Raw genomic sequence first — 16,169 nt, forward strand, 5'->3', positions numbered from 1 at the left:
CGGTCATGTCGCGAGGACGCCCGGACCGCCGCGACGGTCAGCGGCGGGCCGCACATGAGCGAGGGCCCTCATCGCCGTCCGTCCGACGGCATCACACCGCTGCGCTGAAGCTGTACCTGCCCGCCGGGAGGCAGTACGTGGCGGTCCCGGAGGGGACCGCCTGAGCGGGGGCCGTGATGGAGCCGGGCCGGGAGGTGGGCACGACCACGGTGGCGGTGACGTTCGCGGGGACGGTGACGTCCAGCGTCAACTGGCCCGCTGACACGGACCAACTGCATCCGGCGGTCCCGTACGGCGTCCGGTAGGTGCCGGAAGCCGAGGTGAGGCCCCCGCCCGGCTGCGGGGCGACGAGCAGGGTCCGGTAGCCCGGAGCGGCCGGGCCGATGCCCGCGACGTGCCGGTACAGGAAGTCGCCGACGGAGCCGAGGCCGTAGTGGTTGAAGGAGTTCATGCCCGGGTCCTGGAGGGAGCCGTCGGTGCGGATGCCGTCCCAGCGCTCCCAGACGGTGGTGGCGCCGCGGCTGATCATGTAGCCCCAGCCGGGGTAGTCGGTCTGCAGCAGAATCCGGTAGGCGACGTCCGCGTGCCCGTTGTCCGCAAGGACGGTCAGCAGGTTCTCCACGCCGAGGAACCCGACCGTCAGATGCCCGCCGGCGGCCGCGACCTTGGCGGCGAGCTTGTCCGCGGCTCGCTGGACGAGGGCGGTGGGCACCAGGCCGAAGGCCAGGGCCAGTACGTATCCGGTCTGGGTGTTGCTGCCGACGGAACCGTCCGGCCCGACGTACCGGCCGGCGAAGGCCGTCGCGACCTGATCGGCCAGCTGCCCGTAGGACGCGGCCTGCGCGGTGCGGTCCGTGGCATCGGCCATCCGTGCCACCAGCCGCGCGGCCCACGCGAAGTAGGCGGTGCAGATCAGGTCATGGGGCGTCTCGTCGTTCACGTTGAGCCAGTCGCCGTACGTCTGCTGGTTGCGGATCAGGTCGCTGCCGGTGGTGGCGCGCAGGTAGTCGACCCAGTCGGCGAACGCGGTGAAGTGCCGGTCCACGACCCGGACATCACCGAAACGCTGCCACAAGGTGTACGGCACGATGACGCCCGCGTCGCCCCAGCCGGCCGTGCCGGAACCGCTGATCACGCTCGGGGCGACGTCGGTGAACGCTCCGTCGGACTGCTGGTCGTCGACCAGGTCGTCGACGAACTTCGCCAGGAACCGGTGGACGTCCAGGTTGAACGTGGAGGTCGCGCAGAAGGCGGCGATGTCCCCGGTCCAGCCCAGACGCTCGTCGCGCTGCGGGCAGTCCGTGGGAACGGACAGCATGTTGCTGCGCTGCCCCCAACTGATGTCGTGCTGCAGCCGGTTGACCAGTTCGCTCGAGGTGGTGAAGGTGCCGAGCTGGTCGGCCGTGGTCCAGGCGGCGCGCCCGGTGACGGTGGTCTTCGTCGGGGTCACGCCGGAGGGCAGACCGGTGAGCTCGACGTAGCGATAGCCGTGGACGGTGAACCGGGGCTCGTAGGTCTCGGCGGAGCCGGTGCCGGCGAGGACGAAGCGGTCGGTGGCCTGGGCCGTGCGCAGGTTGGTGGTGTAGAGCGTGCCGTCGGGGTTGAGGACCTCGCCGTGCCGCATCGTGATCGTGGTGCCGGCGGGCCCGGTCACCGAGAGCCGGTTCCAGCCCGCGAAGTTCTGGCCCAGGTCCAGGATCCACACGCCGGGCTGCGGCTGCGTGACGGCCACGGGTGAGAACTCCGCCTGTACGGTGACCCCGCCGTCGACCTGCGACACCAACGTGGGCGGGGACACCGAGGAGACGGTGACGGCGGCCCACGCGGAGTCGTCGAAGTCCGCGCGGTCCCAGCCGGGCACGTCCAGGCGTGCGTCGTACGTCTCGCCGTTGTACAGGTCGTCGGCCCTGATCGCGCCGGTGCCGGTCTTCCAGCTGCCGTCGGTGGCGATCGTCTGCGAGGTGCCGTCGGTGAAGGTGAGCACCAGCTGGGCGGAGTACCAGGGCTGGGTGCCGTAGTGCCGGCTGCCGGCGAAGCCGAGGCTGCCGCTGTACCAGCCGTTGCCGACCCAGGCCGCGAGGGCGTTGGCGCCCTGCTTGATCCGGGAGGTGACGTCGAAGACCTTGTACTGCAGGCGCTTGCCGTAGTCGGTCCAGCCCGGGGCCAGGACGTCGGAGCCGACCTTCGCGCCGTTGAGGCGGGTCTCGTGCAGACCCAGCGCGGTCGTCAGCAGCCGGGCGGAGGCCACGGGCTTGGCGACGGTGAACCGCTTGCGCAGCATGGGCGCGGGAGTGACCACGCGCACCTGGACGCCCCACGGGCCGCCGCCGGCCGCGGCGACGGACATCGCCGCGGACCAGTCGCTGTCGTCGAATCCGGCGGTGTGCCAACCGGCAGGACCCGACTGGGAGGCCTTCCAGGAGGTGTCGCTGTCGATGACCTGACCGCCGGGCAGGACGAGCTTGGCGAGCAGCCCGGCAGGGGAGACGCTGGTGTTCGTGCAGGACACCGCGATGGTGTTGGCGCCTGACGTCAGGTACGGGGCGAGGTCGACGAGCGCGGCGGTCTTCCAGGAGTCGGCGACTCTCGGCGAGGAGCTGACCAGCACGCCGTTCACCCAGACGTCGGCTGTGTCATCGCCGGTGACGGCCAGTACCGCGCCGGCCGGGGCACCTGAGAGCGTGAACGTACGGCGGAAGTAGCGGGTGCCGGCCGGCGCCGAGGACGCGGGATCGCCCTCGGGGTACCAGATCCAGCTCGCCCCCGCGAAGTTCGGTGCGGCGGCCTGGCCGATGAAGGCGCCGCGCCATTCGCCGGCCGGGTCGAGCAGCCCGGTCTCGAACCACTGCGGATCGCTCCAGGCGCTCGCCCGTCCCTGGGTGTCCCACACGCGGACCCGCCATTGGTAGCGGGTGAGGCTCTCCAGGGAGGTGCCGTCGTACGCGATGTCGACCTGCCGGTCCGAGGCGATCCGGCCGCTGTCCCAGACATCCCCGCGACCGGCACCGGTCGAGGAGACCTGGATCTGATAGCCGGCCTGGTGCTGCTGAGGCGTCGCGGAGTCGAGGGTCCAGCCGAACCGCGGCTTCGGCGCGTCCACCCCGAGCGGCGTGACCTGGTGCTCGACGGTGAGGCCCGCGACGCTCAGCGGTGACGCCGGCGACAGGTCCGGCGCGGCGACGCCGGAATACCACGGGGAGACTCCGTAGGCGCCTAGGTCCATGGCGGCCTGCCATCCCGCGTCGTCGAACGAGGACTCCTCCCAGCCGGTGGGCGCCGACTGCGCTGAGCGCCAACTGCCGTCCGTGACCAGGTCGGTCGTGCCGCCGTCCGTCGTGATGTGGACGCGTCCCAGAAGTCCGGCAGGACCGCCGTTGTTCCTGCAGGCGACCGCGATCGTGTTGCGCCCGCCGGTGAGCGCGGGGCGCAGGTCGACGTAGAGGGCGCGCCGCCACGCGTCCGCGGTGCGCGCGGACGCGGCCAGGTGCTGTCCGTTCAGCCATACGTCCACCGTGTCGTCACCGGTGACGACGAACTGGGCGTCACTGACGCTGCCGGCCGGGACGCTGAAGGTCCTGCGGAAGTACCGGTGGGCGGCGGGAGCGGTGACGCGTGGACTTCCCTCGGCGAACCAGATCCAATGGGCGTCCGACAGGCCGACGGGCCCGGCCGCGGCGGTGCGAGATCCTGCCGCTGCGACCCCGGGGGACGACAGCACGGAGCCTGCGGCGAGCACGCCGGCCGCGACGCCCGAGCCGGTGCTCAGAAAGCGTCGCCTGCTGAGCGACGGCTGCTCTTCATGGGGCTGACCCGAACCTTCGTGGTGCTTCCCGTCACTGCTCAACGCCGTACTCCTTCTCTCTGGCCACCCGTGCGGGGTGGCTGGGCGGGGGCGAGCGAGCTGGGACCGGCGGCGCGACGAGACGGACCGATCCGGCCTGACGCAGGGTGATTGAAACGTTTCAATTCGGCATGTCGAGGGTACTGTAGGGGTGCCCGTGAGAGTCGTCAACGGCCGTGGCAGGCGGAGTTGTTGGGGGAGCCGGGCTCGACCGGCGGGCGTCGGGGTCCGGCATCGCCGGTCCGGGACGACAGGCGTGGCGGCTGTCGCGGCCGCGGGGTGAGGTGGCTGCCGTGGCCGGAAGGGCCGAGCAGGTGGTTCAGGAGGCGAGGAAGGTCGCTGGCGCACGGTGAAGCGCTGGGGCGATGATGTGCGGGTGTTCTACGAGGATCTCAGCGAGTACGAGTACCTGGACGACGATTCGTTCACGGACCGGGAGTCGGGCTTCTACGGGCTCTGGTACCGCCCCACGTACACCCGCCTGAACGTCGGATGGCTGGAGGCGGGCACGCCGTACTCGACGGGAGCGGTCCCCGCGGTGTTCGTGGAGAAGCTGAAGGCCCTTCAGGAGGTCCAGTGGATGAACGTCTGTCTGGGGATGCACGAGTGCGACCTGTGTCCTGAGGAAGGGGCCCCGGAGGGGACCGGGGAACTGCGCATCCCGGGCTCGCCCGGGATCGCTTACGCGGCTCCCTTCCTGATCACCCACTACGTCACCGCCCACGGCTATCGACCGCCGCAGGTCTTCGTCGATGCCGTTCTCGCCGTCGATCTCGCAGCGTGGGCCGGTGCACGATGGCCCGACGTACCTTTTCCGTGGGTTCCGGACGACGCGGAACGCATGCTGGAGTAGCAGAGCGAGCGTCCCGTGCGGAGCCGGAGCTGAAGCCGGAGCCGGATCCGGGCGGTGGTGACCGCCTCGCCAGAGACAGGGAATGAATTGGCGCATCGGGTCGCGACCGAGCGGAAGATCAGGTCCGGTCTCCGGACGACCCGGAGGATTCGGCGCCCGTGGTCTCGTCGTCCTGCCCGGGGTCGCTCGGGCCCAGCCGTACGCAGCACTCGCCGGGCTCGGGGACCAGCACGGCCTGGAGCGCGTTGGCCTTGAGGCCGTGGAGGTAGCCGGAGAGGAAGGCGTGGTTCATGCCGCACACCAGGTCGGGCGCCTTGGCGGCCAGGGGGTGGAAGGGGCAGTTGCGCAGCCGGAGCCGGGTCGGGGTGTCCCGGACGGGTTCGTAGCCGTACTGCTCCAGCAGGCGTTCGCAGGCGGTCAGCCCGCGTTCGGGGCCCAGGCGGCCCGGGCGGGTTTCCTCCCGTGCGGCCTCGCCCAGCTGCCGGCCGCGCTGCTCGGCGGTGCGCAGGGCTGCCTGCGTGGCGTTCTCGTCGGCGCCCTCGGTGAGCACGGCGTCCAGGAGCAGGCCGGCCAGGAGTTCGTGGCGCCGGTCGGGGATGGTCACCGTGATCTGGGCGTCGGTGGGCTCGTACACCTTGGGCTGTCTGCCGACCTTGCGGATGCCGCCCGGGGTCTCGTAGCGCGCGCGCAGCAGGCCCGCGTCGACGAGCTTGTCGAGGTGGAAGGCGGCCAGTTTCCGGGAGATGCCGACGCTGGCCGCGGCCTCGTCGCGGGTGACGGCGCGGCGGGCGCGGCGGATGAAGGCGAACATGCGCCGGCGCGAGTCCTCGCTGAGGACGCTGACGGAGTCGATGGCGCTGTCGGCCGTGTCGGCCTGCGCGGTCGGGTCGGGATCCACACGACCACGGTAGCTCCCCGTCCGCGGTAACCCCCATGTGCATGGGCACAAGAGTTCCGTCATCGCAGGTGGGCTGCACGGCTTGACGCCTCCACTGAATAAGACCAATATCTGTTGGTGAAATCAGAGGGGAGGTCGCGATGACCCGTGAGTCACTGCTTCAGGCGAAGCGCCCGGTCAGCGCCTCGCTCGCCGGCCCGTACGGCCACCCGTTCCACCCGATCCTGGTGACCGTGCCGATCGGTGCCTGGGTGACCAGCCTGGTGTTCGACATCGCGTCGCACGTCGTGCACCGCCCGGGCTTTCTGACCCAGTCCTCGGAATGGCTGATCGCGGTCGGGGTGATCGGTGCGCTGCCGGCGGCCATGGTCGGCTTCCTCGACCTGTTCGCCATCCCCGCCGGCACCCCGGCCTTCCGCACCGCCCTGGTGCACATGACGCTGAACCTGCTGGTGACCGCCGCCTACATCGCCAACTTCCTGTGGCGGCACGGCGACTACGCCGGCGGCGGAAGTGTCGGCATCGGCAGGCTCGTCCTGTCCGCGATCAGCATCGCGGCCCTCGCGGTCTCGGGATTCCTCGGCGGCAAGCTCGCCTACCGCTACGGCGTGCGCGTCGCCGACGAGACCACCCAGGCCGAGGGATACACGTCCGACGGCGGCCGCGGGAGCACGCGCACCCCGGTATGACCGCACCCCCGCCACGGCGGCCGGCCTCCTCCGGCCGTCTTCACCTCGCACTCACCCGGGAGTTCCCATGGACATCGCCGCACTGATCGCCTGGGTGGTCACCGCCCTCGGCGGCTTCTACATGCTCGGCACCTGGATCCAACGCGGCGGCATCCGGCAACAGCAGACCGGCGCCAGCCGCCTGCCCGCTCCCGTCGTCTTCGGCCACTTCGCCCTGGCCGCCGTCGGGCTCGTGGTGTGGATCATCTACGTCGTGGCCGACACGACCGCCCTGGCCTGGACCGCGTTCGTCCTGCTGCTGCCGGTGGCTCTGCTCGGCTTCGTGATGCTGGCCCGCTGGATCCCCGTCCACCGCGACCGCACGACCGCCGGCGCCACACCCGCCGCGGCAACGCCGGGAGCAGAAGCCGCAGTTCCCGCCGAACGGCACTTCCCGGTGGCGGTCGTGGTGGCCCACGGCCTGCTCGCCGTGGCCACCCTCGTCCTGGTCCTGCTCACCGCCCTGGGCGTCGGGGGCAGCTGACATGACCGACAGCCCCCAGCGCGCCACCGCCCGCATGGACCGCCACGACGAGGAAGCGGGAACACCGGCACGGCCCGCCCTGCGGGTGGTCCACGAACTCGACGGCATCGACCTGGCCGCAGCGGAAGCCGCGGCCGGCCAGTTCCTCAACGCCCTCGGCATCTCCACTGCCTCCGAGAGCCTGCGCGGCACACCCGGCCGCATGGCCCGCGCGTACGCCGAACTGTTCAGCCCGCGCCCCTTCGACCTGACCACCTTCCCCAACGACGAGGCCTACGACGAACTCGTCCTGGCCCGCCGCATACCGGTCAGGACCGTCTGCGAGCACCATCTGCTGCCCATCGTCGGCACCGCCCACGTCGGCTACCTGCCCGGCGCCCGCATCCTGGGCCTGTCCAAACTGGCCCGTGTCGTCGAGCACTTCGCCTGCCGCCCGCAGGTCCAGGAGCGCCTGACCAAGCAAGTCGCCGATTGGCTCCAGAGCCATCTGGAGCCCAAGGGCGTGGGCGTGGTCATCGAGGCCGAACACGCCTGCATGACGCTGCGCGGTGTGCAGGCGACCGGGTCCAGCACCATGACCTCGACCCTGCTCGGCCTGCTGCGCTCCGACGCCCGCTCCCGCAGCGAATTCCTCGCCCTGACCGGTGCGGCCACATGATCGGGGTCGCACGGCGCGGCTCAGGCTGCCGGGTCTCGTCCGTGGGCGTGCCGCTGTCTCAGGCGGTGGCGGGCTCCAGCGCCTCCTCCCGGCCTGTGCCGGGCTGGCCCGGCAGGGTGAGGACGGCCGCGAAGCCGAGGACGGCCACGGCGGCGAAGAAGTAGAAGCCCCAGGGGTGGCCGATCCCGGCGGTCACGAGCGCACCCGTGATCGACGGCCCGACGATGGAGCCGATGCGGCCGATGCCGGACGCGGAGCCGAGCGCGGTCCCGCGGACGGCGGCCGGGTAGTACTGGGTGACGTACGCGTACACCAGCACCTGTGCCGAGAAGACGAACACGCCGGTGAAGAAGACCACGACGTTCAGCAGCAGGTCGCTGTGCATCCTGATGCTGAGGCAGGCCAGCATCGCGACCGACGCCGCGAACCAGCCGAGCGCGGCCGGCTTGATGCCGCGCCGGTCGGCGACGAAGCCGCCCAGAACCAGCCCGGCCACGCCGCCCACGTTGAGCACGAGGAGCTGTGTGACCGCCGTGGGGACGGGGTAACCGGCGTCGTTCATCAGCTTGGGCAGCCAGGTGTTGAGGCCGTAGACCAGCAGCAGGCCCATGAACGAGGCGACCCAGATGCCGATGCCGGCGCGGAGGTAGGCCGGCTTGAGCAGTTCGGTGAACGGGACGCGAGAGGAGGCGCGTTCCTCCTTGGCCCGTACGAACGCCTCCGACTCCGGCAGCCGGAACCACTGGACGACCGCGATGACGAGTCCGGCGGCGCCGAGGACGTAGAAGAGGATCTGCCAGTCCGAGGTCACCTGCAGGGCCAGCAGGGAGGTGATCACGGCGCCGGTGTGGTAGCCGGTCATGGTCAGGGTGCTGGCACGTGCCCTTCGCTGGGCCGGCATGTGCTCGGACATCATCGTGAGCGACACCGGCATGCAGGCGCCCAGCCCCAGACCGGCGATGAGCCGGAGCACGGCGAACATCGTCACGGAGCCGGCGAGCGGCACCAGGAGGGTGAAGACCGAGAACAGCACGACCGAGCCGATGAGCAGCAGGCGCCGTCCGAGCCGGTCCGCCAGCGGGCCGACGAGGACCGCGCCGATGGCGACGCCGACGAGCGACAGCGTGGCCACGGTGGTCGCGTCCCCGGCGGTCATGCCGAGGTGACGGGTCTTCAGCAGGACCGGGATGAGGGCGCCGAGGACGACGAGGTCGTACCCCTCGAGCATGACGGTGATCCAGCACAGGACCACCGTCCAGACGTTGCGCCCGTCGGCGCCGGATCTTCCGGTGGCGGCGGAGGTGCTGTGCGAGACGGCTGATGTCATGTGGCGTACCCCTTGGAGCGGCTGCGGGGAGGGAATGGGGTGGAGCGGAGGGAGGGTTCAGTACGGGTAGTCGGCGATGTCCGGGCGGACGGTGACCCACTGGGTCTCGGTGAAGGCCTCGATGTTGGCGGCGGCTCCGCCGAACCGGGAGCCGGTGCCGGACGCCTTCACGCCGCCGAAGGGGACATTGGGCTCGTCGCCGACGGTCTGTTCGTTGATGTGGACCTTGCCGGATTCGATCCGGTCGGCGAGCTTCATGGCCGCACCGACGTCGCCGAGGATGCCGACGGACAGCCCGTACTCGCAGTCGTCGACGATCTTCGCGGCCTCGTCGAGGGTGGCGAAGCCGATGACGGGCGCCACGGGCCCGAAGATCTCCTCGCGCCAGGCGGGCATGTCGGTGGTGAGGCCGGTCAGGACGGTGGCCCGGTAGCCGGCGCCCACGATCTCGCCGCCCGCGGCCAGGGTCGCGCCCGCCGCGACGCTGTCGGTGACGATGCCGTGCACCCGCTCCAACTGGCGCCGGTCGATGATCGGGCCGAGCGCCACGTCCTCCCGGGCGGGGTCGCCGACGGGCAGCGCCTCGGCCTTCGCGGCGAGCGCGGCGGTGTACTCGTCGAGCAGCGACTCGTGCACGATGTGGCGGCCGGTCGTCATGCAGATCTGCCCCTGGTGCAGGTACGAGCCGAAGGCGCCGGCGGAGGCAGCCTTCTGCACGTCCGCGCCGGGCAGCACCACCAGGGCGTTGTTGCCGCCGAGTTCCAGGTGGGCCCGCTTCAGCAGCCGGCCCGCCTGCTCGCCGATCGCCCGCCCGACCGGCGTCGACCCGGTGAACGAGATCACCCGGACCTCGGGCGCCTCGACGAGAGCCTGGCCGGCCGAGCCGTCGCCGGGGAGCAGGTGCAGCACGCCGGAGGGCAGCCCGGCCTCCTCGAAGATCCGGGCGATGACGACGCCGCCGCTGACCGCGGTCCGCGGGTCGGGCTTGAGCAGCACCGCGTTGCCCAGCGCCAGCGCGGGCGCCACCGAGCGCAGGCCGAGGATGAGCGGGAAGTTGAACGGCGCGATGACGCCGACCACGCCCGCGGGGCGGCGCCGGGCGAACGACCAGCGGTCGTCGTCGGACGTCAGCACCTCACCCTGCGGATGCGTCGGCAGTGCCGCGCACTCGAAGCACTCGCCCAGCGCGAGCCGCACCTCGAAGGCCGCCTTGGCCCGCACCGAGCCGGCCTCGCGCACCAGCCAGTCCTCGATCTCGTCGGCGTGCTCGGTGAACAGGTCGCCCGCGCGGCGCAGTACGGCCGCCCGTTCCTGCGGGGGAGTGGCCGCCCAGGTCCGCTGCGCCTCGGCGGCACGCGCGGCGGCGCGGGCCACGTCGTCGGGTGCGGCCAGGCCGACGGTGCCGAGCCGGTCGCCGGTCGCCGGTTCGGTCACCGGATGCTCGTGGGCGGCGTCCTTCCAGCCGTCGCTGAGGAACTTCTTGCTCCAGACGTCGCTGTCGAGGAGTGACATGTGTTTTCCTTCCGTCGCCCGAAGGGTGCTGGGCTCTTTGGCGAGGCGTGCGTGCTCAGGACGGCGTGGTGAGCGCCGTGTCGACCTGGACCAGGCGGGGCCCGTCCGGGCGTTCGGACAGAACGGCCCGCAGCTCGTCCACGCCGGTGACGTGCTGGGCGGGCACCCCGTAGCCCTGCGCGATGCGGGTGAAGTCCAGCCCCGGGATGTCCAGTCCAGGTGCGTCGGGCACACCGAGGAGGCCGCCGAACCAGCGCAGCGCGCCGTACGTTCCGTTGCGCAGCAGCACCACGGTGAGCGGCACGCGGTGCTGGGCCGCCGTCCACAGGGCGGTGATGCCGTAGTTGGCCGAGCCGTCCCCGATCACTCCCACGACCGTCCGGTCGGGCTGGGCCAGCGCGACGCCGACCGCGCCGGGCAGCCCGAAACCGAGGCCGCCGGCCGCCGGGAAGTAGTAGGAGCCGGGCCCGCGCAGGTCCATCTGGCGCCACCAGGCCGCGTTCGTCGAGGTGGACTCCACCACGTACGCGGTGTCGCCGGGCAGTACGTCGCGCAGGGCGGCGAACACCTCCTCCGGGTGCAGGCGCGGCCCCTCGACGGACGGCGGCGCGGGCACCGGCCGGTAGTCGCCGACCGGCTCCCCGGGCGCGTCGAGCGCCTTCAGAAGCAGCTCGATCACCGCCGCGGGGTCCGCGACCAGCGCCTCGCCCATCGGGGCCCGCGCGGCGGCGGAGGCGTCCTCCGTCACCTGGATCAGCCGGGTGCCCTGCGGCAGGTACCGCCCGGGCAGGTACTCGTGGTAGCGGAACACCGGAGCGCCGAGCACCAGCACCAGATCGTGGCCCTCGAACGCCCGGGAGACGGGCTCGATCCCGGCCGGGAGCACACCCCGGAACAGCGGATGACGGTTGGGGAAGGGCAGCCGGAACTGCGACGGCGCCGCCCACACCGGTCCGCCCAGCCGCTCGGCCAGCCGCACCGCGTCGTCGAAGAGCCCGGCCGCGTCGATGTCGCCGCCCAGGACGAGCGTGGGCCGGCGGGCGGCGGCCACCGCCTCGGCCAGCCGGCGCCCCTGCTCCCCGCCCGGCACCCCCGCGCGCCCGACCCGCCGGTCCAGCACGGCCGGCGCGTTCTCGCCCGCGTCGGCAGCCCAGTCGTCGTAGGGCACGGAGAGGTAGGTCGGCCGGCGCTGGAGCTGCGCCTCGAAGACGGCCTGGGCGAGCGCGCGCGGCACGTCCTGCGCGCACGCCGGCTCGGCGGCCCAGCCGACGAGCGGCTTCATCAGGGCCGGGGCGTCGACGTTGGAGAGGTTGGCCTCCGGACCGATGGCCGACCGCACCTGCTGTCCCGCCACGACCACCAGCGGAGTGCGCGAGGCGACGGCGTTCGTCAGCGCGCCCATGGCGTTGCCCGAGCCCGACGCGGCGTGCAGGTTGACCAGCACCGGACGGCCGCTGGCCTGCGCGTACCCGTCGGCCATGCCCACGACCGCGCCCTCGTGCAGACCGAGGACGTACCGGAAGGCGTCCGGCAGGCGGGCGAGGAAGGGCAGCTCGTTCGAGCCGGGGTTGCCGAAGATCGTGGTGAGTCCCTGGCGCTCGAGGAACTCGTGGGAGATACGACGCACGGATGGCACAGACGTTCCTTTCGCGGTGACGCGGGACACGCTAGGCACCGCACGACCTGGCCACCAATAAATGTTGTCGGGCCACGACATAGACTGCATCGATATGAGCAGCTTCGATCTCAACCTGGCCCGCGTCTTCGTGCTGCTCTACGAGACCGGCAGCGTCACGGCCACCGCCGAGACCCTCCACGTCACCCAGCCCACGGTGAGCTACAGCCTGGCCAAGCTGCGCCGGCACTTCGACGACGAGCTCTTCCACCGCACCGGCCGCGGCCTCGCCCCGACCGCGGGCGCCCGCCGCCTCTACGAGCCGCTGCAGCGCGCCCTGGCCGAGATCGAAGGCGCCATCCGCCAGGGCGACGCCTTCGACCCCACCGCCATGGCCGGCCGGTTCACGCTGGCCCTCTCCGACCTCGGCGAGGCCACCCTCCTGCCGCGCCTGCTGGCCGCGGCCCGGGAGCGCGCGCCCCGGGTGGCGTTCACCGTCCGCGCGCTGGACGTGGACGAGGCCGAGAGCCAGCTGCGCCGCGGCGAACTCGACGCCTTCGTCGCCACCCCGGTGCTCACCTCCCACCGCACCGTGCGCATCCCGCTCTTCCACGAGCGCTACGTCGCGATGACGGCCGCCGACCACCCCCGCATCCGCGGCGCCTCCCTCACCCTGGAGGAGCTCGCGGCCGAGCACCATGCGACGGTGTACGGGCCGAGCGGCCACGTCGCCCCCCGGTCCCTGCTGGCCACCTACGGACTCCTGGACCGCGTGGCCGTGGAGGCCACCCGTTTCTCGATGCTGCCCTACCTGCTCGAGCGGACCGATCTGGTCGCGATCGTCCCCGAGTACGTCGGCGAGGTCTTCACCGCCTCACACCGCCTGCGGCTGGTACGGCTGCCGTTCGAGACCGAGCCCATCGAGGTCGCCCTCTACGCCCGGCACGAGGCGTCCCGCAGCCCCTCCCAGCGCTGGCTCGTCCAGTTCATGGCCGACGTCCTCGGCGAACTGGTCAGCCCCGCACAACTCCCGCCTAGTCCCACACCCTAGACAGCCGAGTGGATGAACTGTCCACCCGTGGGCGGAGATTTGGACGGAACATCCTCTGGTTCGCGGTCTGCGGACCGCCGTACCGTCGGCGCACAACCCCCGGGACGGCCACGTCTCTCCCCGCCGCACACCCCCGCGGCCGGGAGCAGCCGTCCCCCCGCCGCGCAACCCCGCGCTCCACCGCCGACCTCCGCTGGAGCCCCCTTGTCCTGTCCGTCCCCGCAGTCCACGCCGACCGCCGCGGCAGCGCCCGCGCTGACCGAGGTCGAGCCCTACGGCGTCGAGCGGATTCCCGACGCCGACCGCAGCGCGACGCCGCTGGACCTGTTCCGGGTCGCCTTCGGCGGCGCGAACACCTTCTCCACCTGCGTCCTCGGCGCCTTCCCGATCCTGTTCGGCCTGTCCTTCTGGCAGGGCCTGGCCGCCACCGTCCTGGGCGTCGTCGCGGGCGCGCTGATCCTGTGCCCGATGGCCGTGTTCGGCCCGGTCAACGGCGCCAACAACGCCGTCTCCTCATCGGCCCACCTGGGTGTGCACGGCCGGGTCGTCGGCTCGTTCCTGTCCCTGCTCACGGCGGTCGCGTTCTTCTCGATCTCCGTGTGGAGCTCGGGCGACGCGCTCGTCGGCGGCGCGCACCGGCTGTTCGGCCTGGAGCGCAGCACCCCCTCGTACGCGGTCGCCTACGCGCTGTTCGCCGGGCTCGTCCTCGCGGTGTGCGTGTACGGCTTCCGGTTCATGCTCTTCGTCAACAAGATCGCGGTGACGTCGGCCAGCGTGCTGTTCCTGCTCGGTCTCCTCGCCTTCGCCGGCGACTTCGACCCCTCGTACGCCGGCGTGTTCACCGCCTCCGCGGACGCGGCCACGCGGGCGATGTTCTGGCCCTCGTTCATCGGTGCGGCCCTGATCGTGCTGTCCAACCCGGTGTCGTTCGGCGCGTTCCTCGGCGACTGGTCGCGCTACATCCCGGCCGGCACCCCGCGCCGCAAGGTGGTCGGCGCCGCGTTCCTGTCGCAGATCGCCACGCTGCTGCCGTTCGTCTTCGGTCTCGGCACGGCGAGCATCATCGCCGCCAAGGCCCCGAAGTACGTCGACCCGGCCGCACCGGACTTCGTCGGCGGGCTGCTCGCGATCTCGCCCAGCTGGTTCTTCCTGCCGGTGTGCCTGCTGGCGCTGATCGGCGGCATGTCGACGGGCACGACCTCCCTGTACGGCACGGGACTGGACTTCTCCTCCGTCTTCCCCAGGCTGTCCCGGGTCCAGGCGACGGTCCTGGTCGGAGTCCTGTCCACCGCGTTCATCTTCATCGGCCGGTTCGGCCTGGACCTCGTGCAGTCGATCTCCACGTTCGCCACGATGATCATCACCTGCACCACGCCGTGGATGGTCGTGATGATGCTGGGCTTCTACACCCGGCGCGGCTGGTACGACCCGGACGCCTTGCAGGTCTTCAACCGCCGCCAGCGCGGCGGCCGTTACTGGTTCACGCACGGTTGGAACTGGCGCGGCATGACCGCCTGGTGGGTGTCGGCGGTGATCGGGGTGCTGTTCACGGACATCCCCGGGCAGTTCGTCGGCCCGCTGGGCGATCTGGCGGGCGGCGTCGACATCAGCCTGCCGCTGTCCCTGGCGGTGGCCGCCGTGCTCTTCCTGGCGCTGCTGCGGCTGTTCCCCGAACCCCGCGCGGCGTACGGCCCCGAGGGCGCCCGGCTGGCCCGTACCGTCGACGTGCCGGTGCCGCCCATCACCGGGCCCGGCACGACGGCCGCCGCCGTGGCGGTGCCGGCCGAGGAGGCAGCGGGGTCCTGACGGGCGCGGGGAGCGTGAGGTGCCGGCGGCGCACCACGGCGGGTTCCAGCTCCAGGCCGGCCTGCCTCACCGTACCGCGGGCCGACTGCTGCCGGGCGTGAGGAGCGCGTGCCGGCCGCGGGGGCAGTGGACCAGCCGGTCGCCGAGGCCCAGCCGTTCGGCGTCGGCGCGGAAGTCGGCGAGCGGTGAGCGGAAGACGGGATAGTCGTCGTAGTGGACCGGCATGATCCGGGGAAAGCCGAGGCGGCGGGCCAGTTCGGCGCCCTGCGCGCCGTCCATGGTGACGACGAAGCCGCCGGGCAGCCGGGTGCCGCCGAGGTGGAGGACGGCCAGGTCGGTGCCGGGGAAGCGGCGGGCGATCTCGTCGAGCCCGTCGTAGAGGAGCGTGTCGCCGGACACGTACAGCCGTATGCCGACCGTCCCGCCGCGGGAGCCGAACTCCAGCAGGCTGCCCATGACGGGCGGCAGCAGCCGGCGCAGCACGGGATGCAGGGAGTGCCGGCCGGGCAGTGCGGTGATCCGGACCTGTGAGCCGCCCCGCTGGAACGTGCAGCTCTCCCAGGTCCGCAGCCCGCCGGCGCGGTGGAAACCCTGCCAGGTGCTCAGCCGGCGGGCGGCGTGCGGGGTGGTCACGATCGGCAGGGTGCGGTCCAGGTGCCGCCTGGCCGTGCGGTCCCAGTGATCCCCGTGGAGGTGGGAGAGCACCACGGCGTCCAGCGGCGGCAGGTCCGTGACGCCCAGGGCGGGTTCGGTGCTGCGCGGACTCGTCAGCCCGTACCCGAGGTGGGCGCGTTCGCCGCGGTGCAGGAAGTTCGGGTCGGTCAGCAGGGTCAGGTCGCCGTACCGCAGCAGGACTGTCGCGGTGCCGATGAACTGCAGGTCCAGGGTGTCGTCGGAGACAGCCATGGCGGTCCTTGCCCGACGGGCCGTGGCCCGTCTGTCGCCGGGGAAGGGACACCACCGCGGAGTACCCCGCGCGAGGGTACGTACGCCTGCCCGGCACCCGCTCGCACGGCGCGGGATCTCTGCCGCCGGCATGCGGGCGGGTGCGGTGGGCACTCGTGGCGCATGCCCGGGACGCAGCGCTATGCGGTGGCCGCCTCCAGCCGCTGGTGGGACGGCGAGGACGGGCGCTGGCTGCCCGGCGGGGAAGTGCACGCCTGGGAGCAGGGCAGGAACGAGACCGCGTGCGGGCTCTCACTGCACCGGTCCAGGCTGGCACGGTTCCCGGCCTTCACGTGGACCGACGTCCTTCCGGAGTCGGGCGGCGCGGCCGACGCGGTGCGGCGGGTGTGCCCCCGCTGCGCCTCCGCCGCGGGGGACCGGCATCAGCACGCCGGCCGCAGGTGGCGGCGGACCGATCCCCGGCCTTGACGGGCGCCGCGGGCAACCGCGC

At 72.2% G+C, this 16,169-nt stretch carries 13 protein-coding genes; 7 read left to right on the forward strand and 6 right to left on the reverse strand.

The annotated features are described in order from the left end of the window. Positions 1–91 precede the first annotated feature (91 nt). Positions 92–3,844 carry a family 78 glycoside hydrolase catalytic domain gene (locus tag ACGFZN_RS17390; protein ID WP_393859314.1) on the reverse strand — a complete coding sequence of 1,251 codons (3,753 nt, stop codon included), beginning with the start codon at positions 3,842–3,844 and terminating at the stop codon, positions 92–94. A 373-nt stretch (positions 3,845–4,217) separates the two neighbouring features. Here ACGFZN_RS17390 and ACGFZN_RS17395 point away from each other — a divergent pair, with 373 nt between their 5' ends. After that, positions 4,218–4,694, forward strand: coding sequence for a hypothetical protein (locus ACGFZN_RS17395; protein ID WP_393859315.1), 477 nt, complete (start codon positions 4,218–4,220; stop codon positions 4,692–4,694). Positions 4,695–4,812: 118 nt separating this feature from the next. Here ACGFZN_RS17395 and ACGFZN_RS17400 read toward each other — a convergent pair whose 3' ends face one another. After that, positions 4,813–5,592, reverse strand: a complete 780-nt coding sequence (locus tag ACGFZN_RS17400) for a helix-turn-helix transcriptional regulator (RefSeq protein WP_393859316.1) — start codon at positions 5,590–5,592, stop codon at positions 4,813–4,815. A gap of 140 nt (positions 5,593–5,732) precedes the next feature. Between ACGFZN_RS17400 and ACGFZN_RS17405 the strand changes: the two genes are divergently transcribed. The 3 genes from ACGFZN_RS17405 (at position 5,733) to folE (ending at position 7,462) form a co-directional block, all read left to right on the forward strand. Further along, entirely contained in the window at positions 5,733–6,281 is a 549-nt protein-coding gene (locus ACGFZN_RS17405) for a DUF2231 domain-containing protein (protein WP_393859317.1), read from the forward strand. A 67-nt stretch (positions 6,282–6,348) separates the two neighbouring features. Next, on the forward strand, positions 6,349–6,804 hold the full coding sequence (locus tag ACGFZN_RS17410; protein WP_393859318.1) for a hypothetical protein: 456 nt from the start codon (positions 6,349–6,351) through the stop codon (positions 6,802–6,804). A 34-nt stretch (positions 6,805–6,838) separates the two neighbouring features. Then, the gene (folE, locus tag ACGFZN_RS17415; RefSeq protein WP_393859446.1) at positions 6,839–7,462 is read left to right on the forward strand and encodes a GTP cyclohydrolase I FolE; all 624 of its coding nucleotides are present in this window, start codon (positions 6,839–6,841) and stop codon (positions 7,460–7,462) included. A 58-nt stretch (positions 7,463–7,520) separates the two neighbouring features. On the opposite strand, the gene ACGFZN_RS17420 is transcribed toward folE, so the two are convergent. From ACGFZN_RS17420 to mdlC, 3 genes are read right to left on the reverse strand one after another with little or no spacing between them, the layout of a single operon-like run. After that, complete coding sequence (locus ACGFZN_RS17420; RefSeq protein ID WP_393859319.1) at positions 7,521–8,789, reverse strand: MFS transporter; 1,269 nt, start codon at positions 8,787–8,789, stop codon at positions 7,521–7,523. Between the two features lie 57 nt (positions 8,790–8,846). Beyond that, positions 8,847–10,301 carry a benzaldehyde dehydrogenase gene (locus tag ACGFZN_RS17425; protein ID WP_393859320.1) on the reverse strand — a complete coding sequence of 485 codons (1,455 nt, stop codon included), beginning with the start codon at positions 10,299–10,301 and terminating at the stop codon, positions 8,847–8,849. A gap of 55 nt (positions 10,302–10,356) precedes the next feature. Continuing rightward, complete coding sequence (gene mdlC, locus ACGFZN_RS17430) at positions 10,357–11,937, reverse strand: benzoylformate decarboxylase (protein WP_393859321.1); 1,581 nt, start codon at positions 11,935–11,937, stop codon at positions 10,357–10,359. Positions 11,938–12,031: 94 nt separating this feature from the next. Here mdlC and ACGFZN_RS17435 point away from each other — a divergent pair, with 94 nt between their 5' ends. Both ACGFZN_RS17435 and ACGFZN_RS17440 read left to right on the forward strand, forming a co-directional pair. Next, on the forward strand, positions 12,032–12,967 hold the full coding sequence (locus tag ACGFZN_RS17435) for a LysR family transcriptional regulator (RefSeq protein WP_393859322.1): 936 nt from the start codon (positions 12,032–12,034) through the stop codon (positions 12,965–12,967). A 204-nt stretch (positions 12,968–13,171) separates the two neighbouring features. Then, positions 13,172–14,773, forward strand: a complete 1,602-nt coding sequence (locus ACGFZN_RS17440) for a purine-cytosine permease family protein (protein WP_393859323.1) — start codon at positions 13,172–13,174, stop codon at positions 14,771–14,773. A gap of 66 nt (positions 14,774–14,839) precedes the next feature. Here ACGFZN_RS17440 and ACGFZN_RS17445 read toward each other — a convergent pair whose 3' ends face one another. Continuing rightward, on the reverse strand, positions 14,840–15,679 hold the full coding sequence (locus ACGFZN_RS17445; RefSeq protein ID WP_393859324.1) for an MBL fold metallo-hydrolase: 840 nt from the start codon (positions 15,677–15,679) through the stop codon (positions 14,840–14,842). A 162-nt stretch (positions 15,680–15,841) separates the two neighbouring features. On the opposite strand from ACGFZN_RS17445, the gene ACGFZN_RS17450 reads away from it, so the two are divergent. Continuing rightward, entirely contained in the window at positions 15,842–16,147 is a 306-nt protein-coding gene (locus tag ACGFZN_RS17450) for a hypothetical protein (RefSeq protein WP_393859325.1), read from the forward strand. Positions 16,148–16,169 lie beyond the last annotated feature (22 nt).

Origin of the sequence: Streptomyces sp. NPDC048192 (assembly GCF_043202415.1) — a bacterium.
In the GTDB taxonomy this organism is placed as follows: Bacteria; Actinomycetota; Actinomycetes; order Streptomycetales; family Streptomycetaceae; genus Streptomyces.

Bases quoted from the DNA above. Each gene is read 5' to 3' on its own strand.
- ACGFZN_RS17405 (WP_393859317.1), top strand. From the start codon at position 5,733: ATGACCCGTGAGTCACTGCTTCAGGCGAAGCGCCCGGTCAGCGCCTCG.
- ACGFZN_RS17420 (WP_393859319.1), bottom strand. From the start codon at position 8,789: ATGACATCAGCCGTCTCGCACAGCACCTCCGCCGCCACCGGAAGATCC.
- ACGFZN_RS17450 (WP_393859325.1), top strand. From the start codon at position 15,842: ATGCCCGGGACGCAGCGCTATGCGGTGGCCGCCTCCAGCCGCTGGTGG.
- ACGFZN_RS17445 (WP_393859324.1), bottom strand. From the start codon at position 15,679: ATGGCTGTCTCCGACGACACCCTGGACCTGCAGTTCATCGGCACCGCG.
- ACGFZN_RS17410 (WP_393859318.1), top strand. From the start codon at position 6,349: ATGGACATCGCCGCACTGATCGCCTGGGTGGTCACCGCCCTCGGCGGC.
- ACGFZN_RS17425 (WP_393859320.1), bottom strand. From the start codon at position 10,301: ATGTCACTCCTCGACAGCGACGTCTGGAGCAAGAAGTTCCTCAGCGAC.
- ACGFZN_RS17435 (WP_393859322.1), top strand. From the start codon at position 12,032: ATGAGCAGCTTCGATCTCAACCTGGCCCGCGTCTTCGTGCTGCTCTAC.
- folE (WP_393859446.1), top strand. From the start codon at position 6,839: ATGGACCGCCACGACGAGGAAGCGGGAACACCGGCACGGCCCGCCCTG.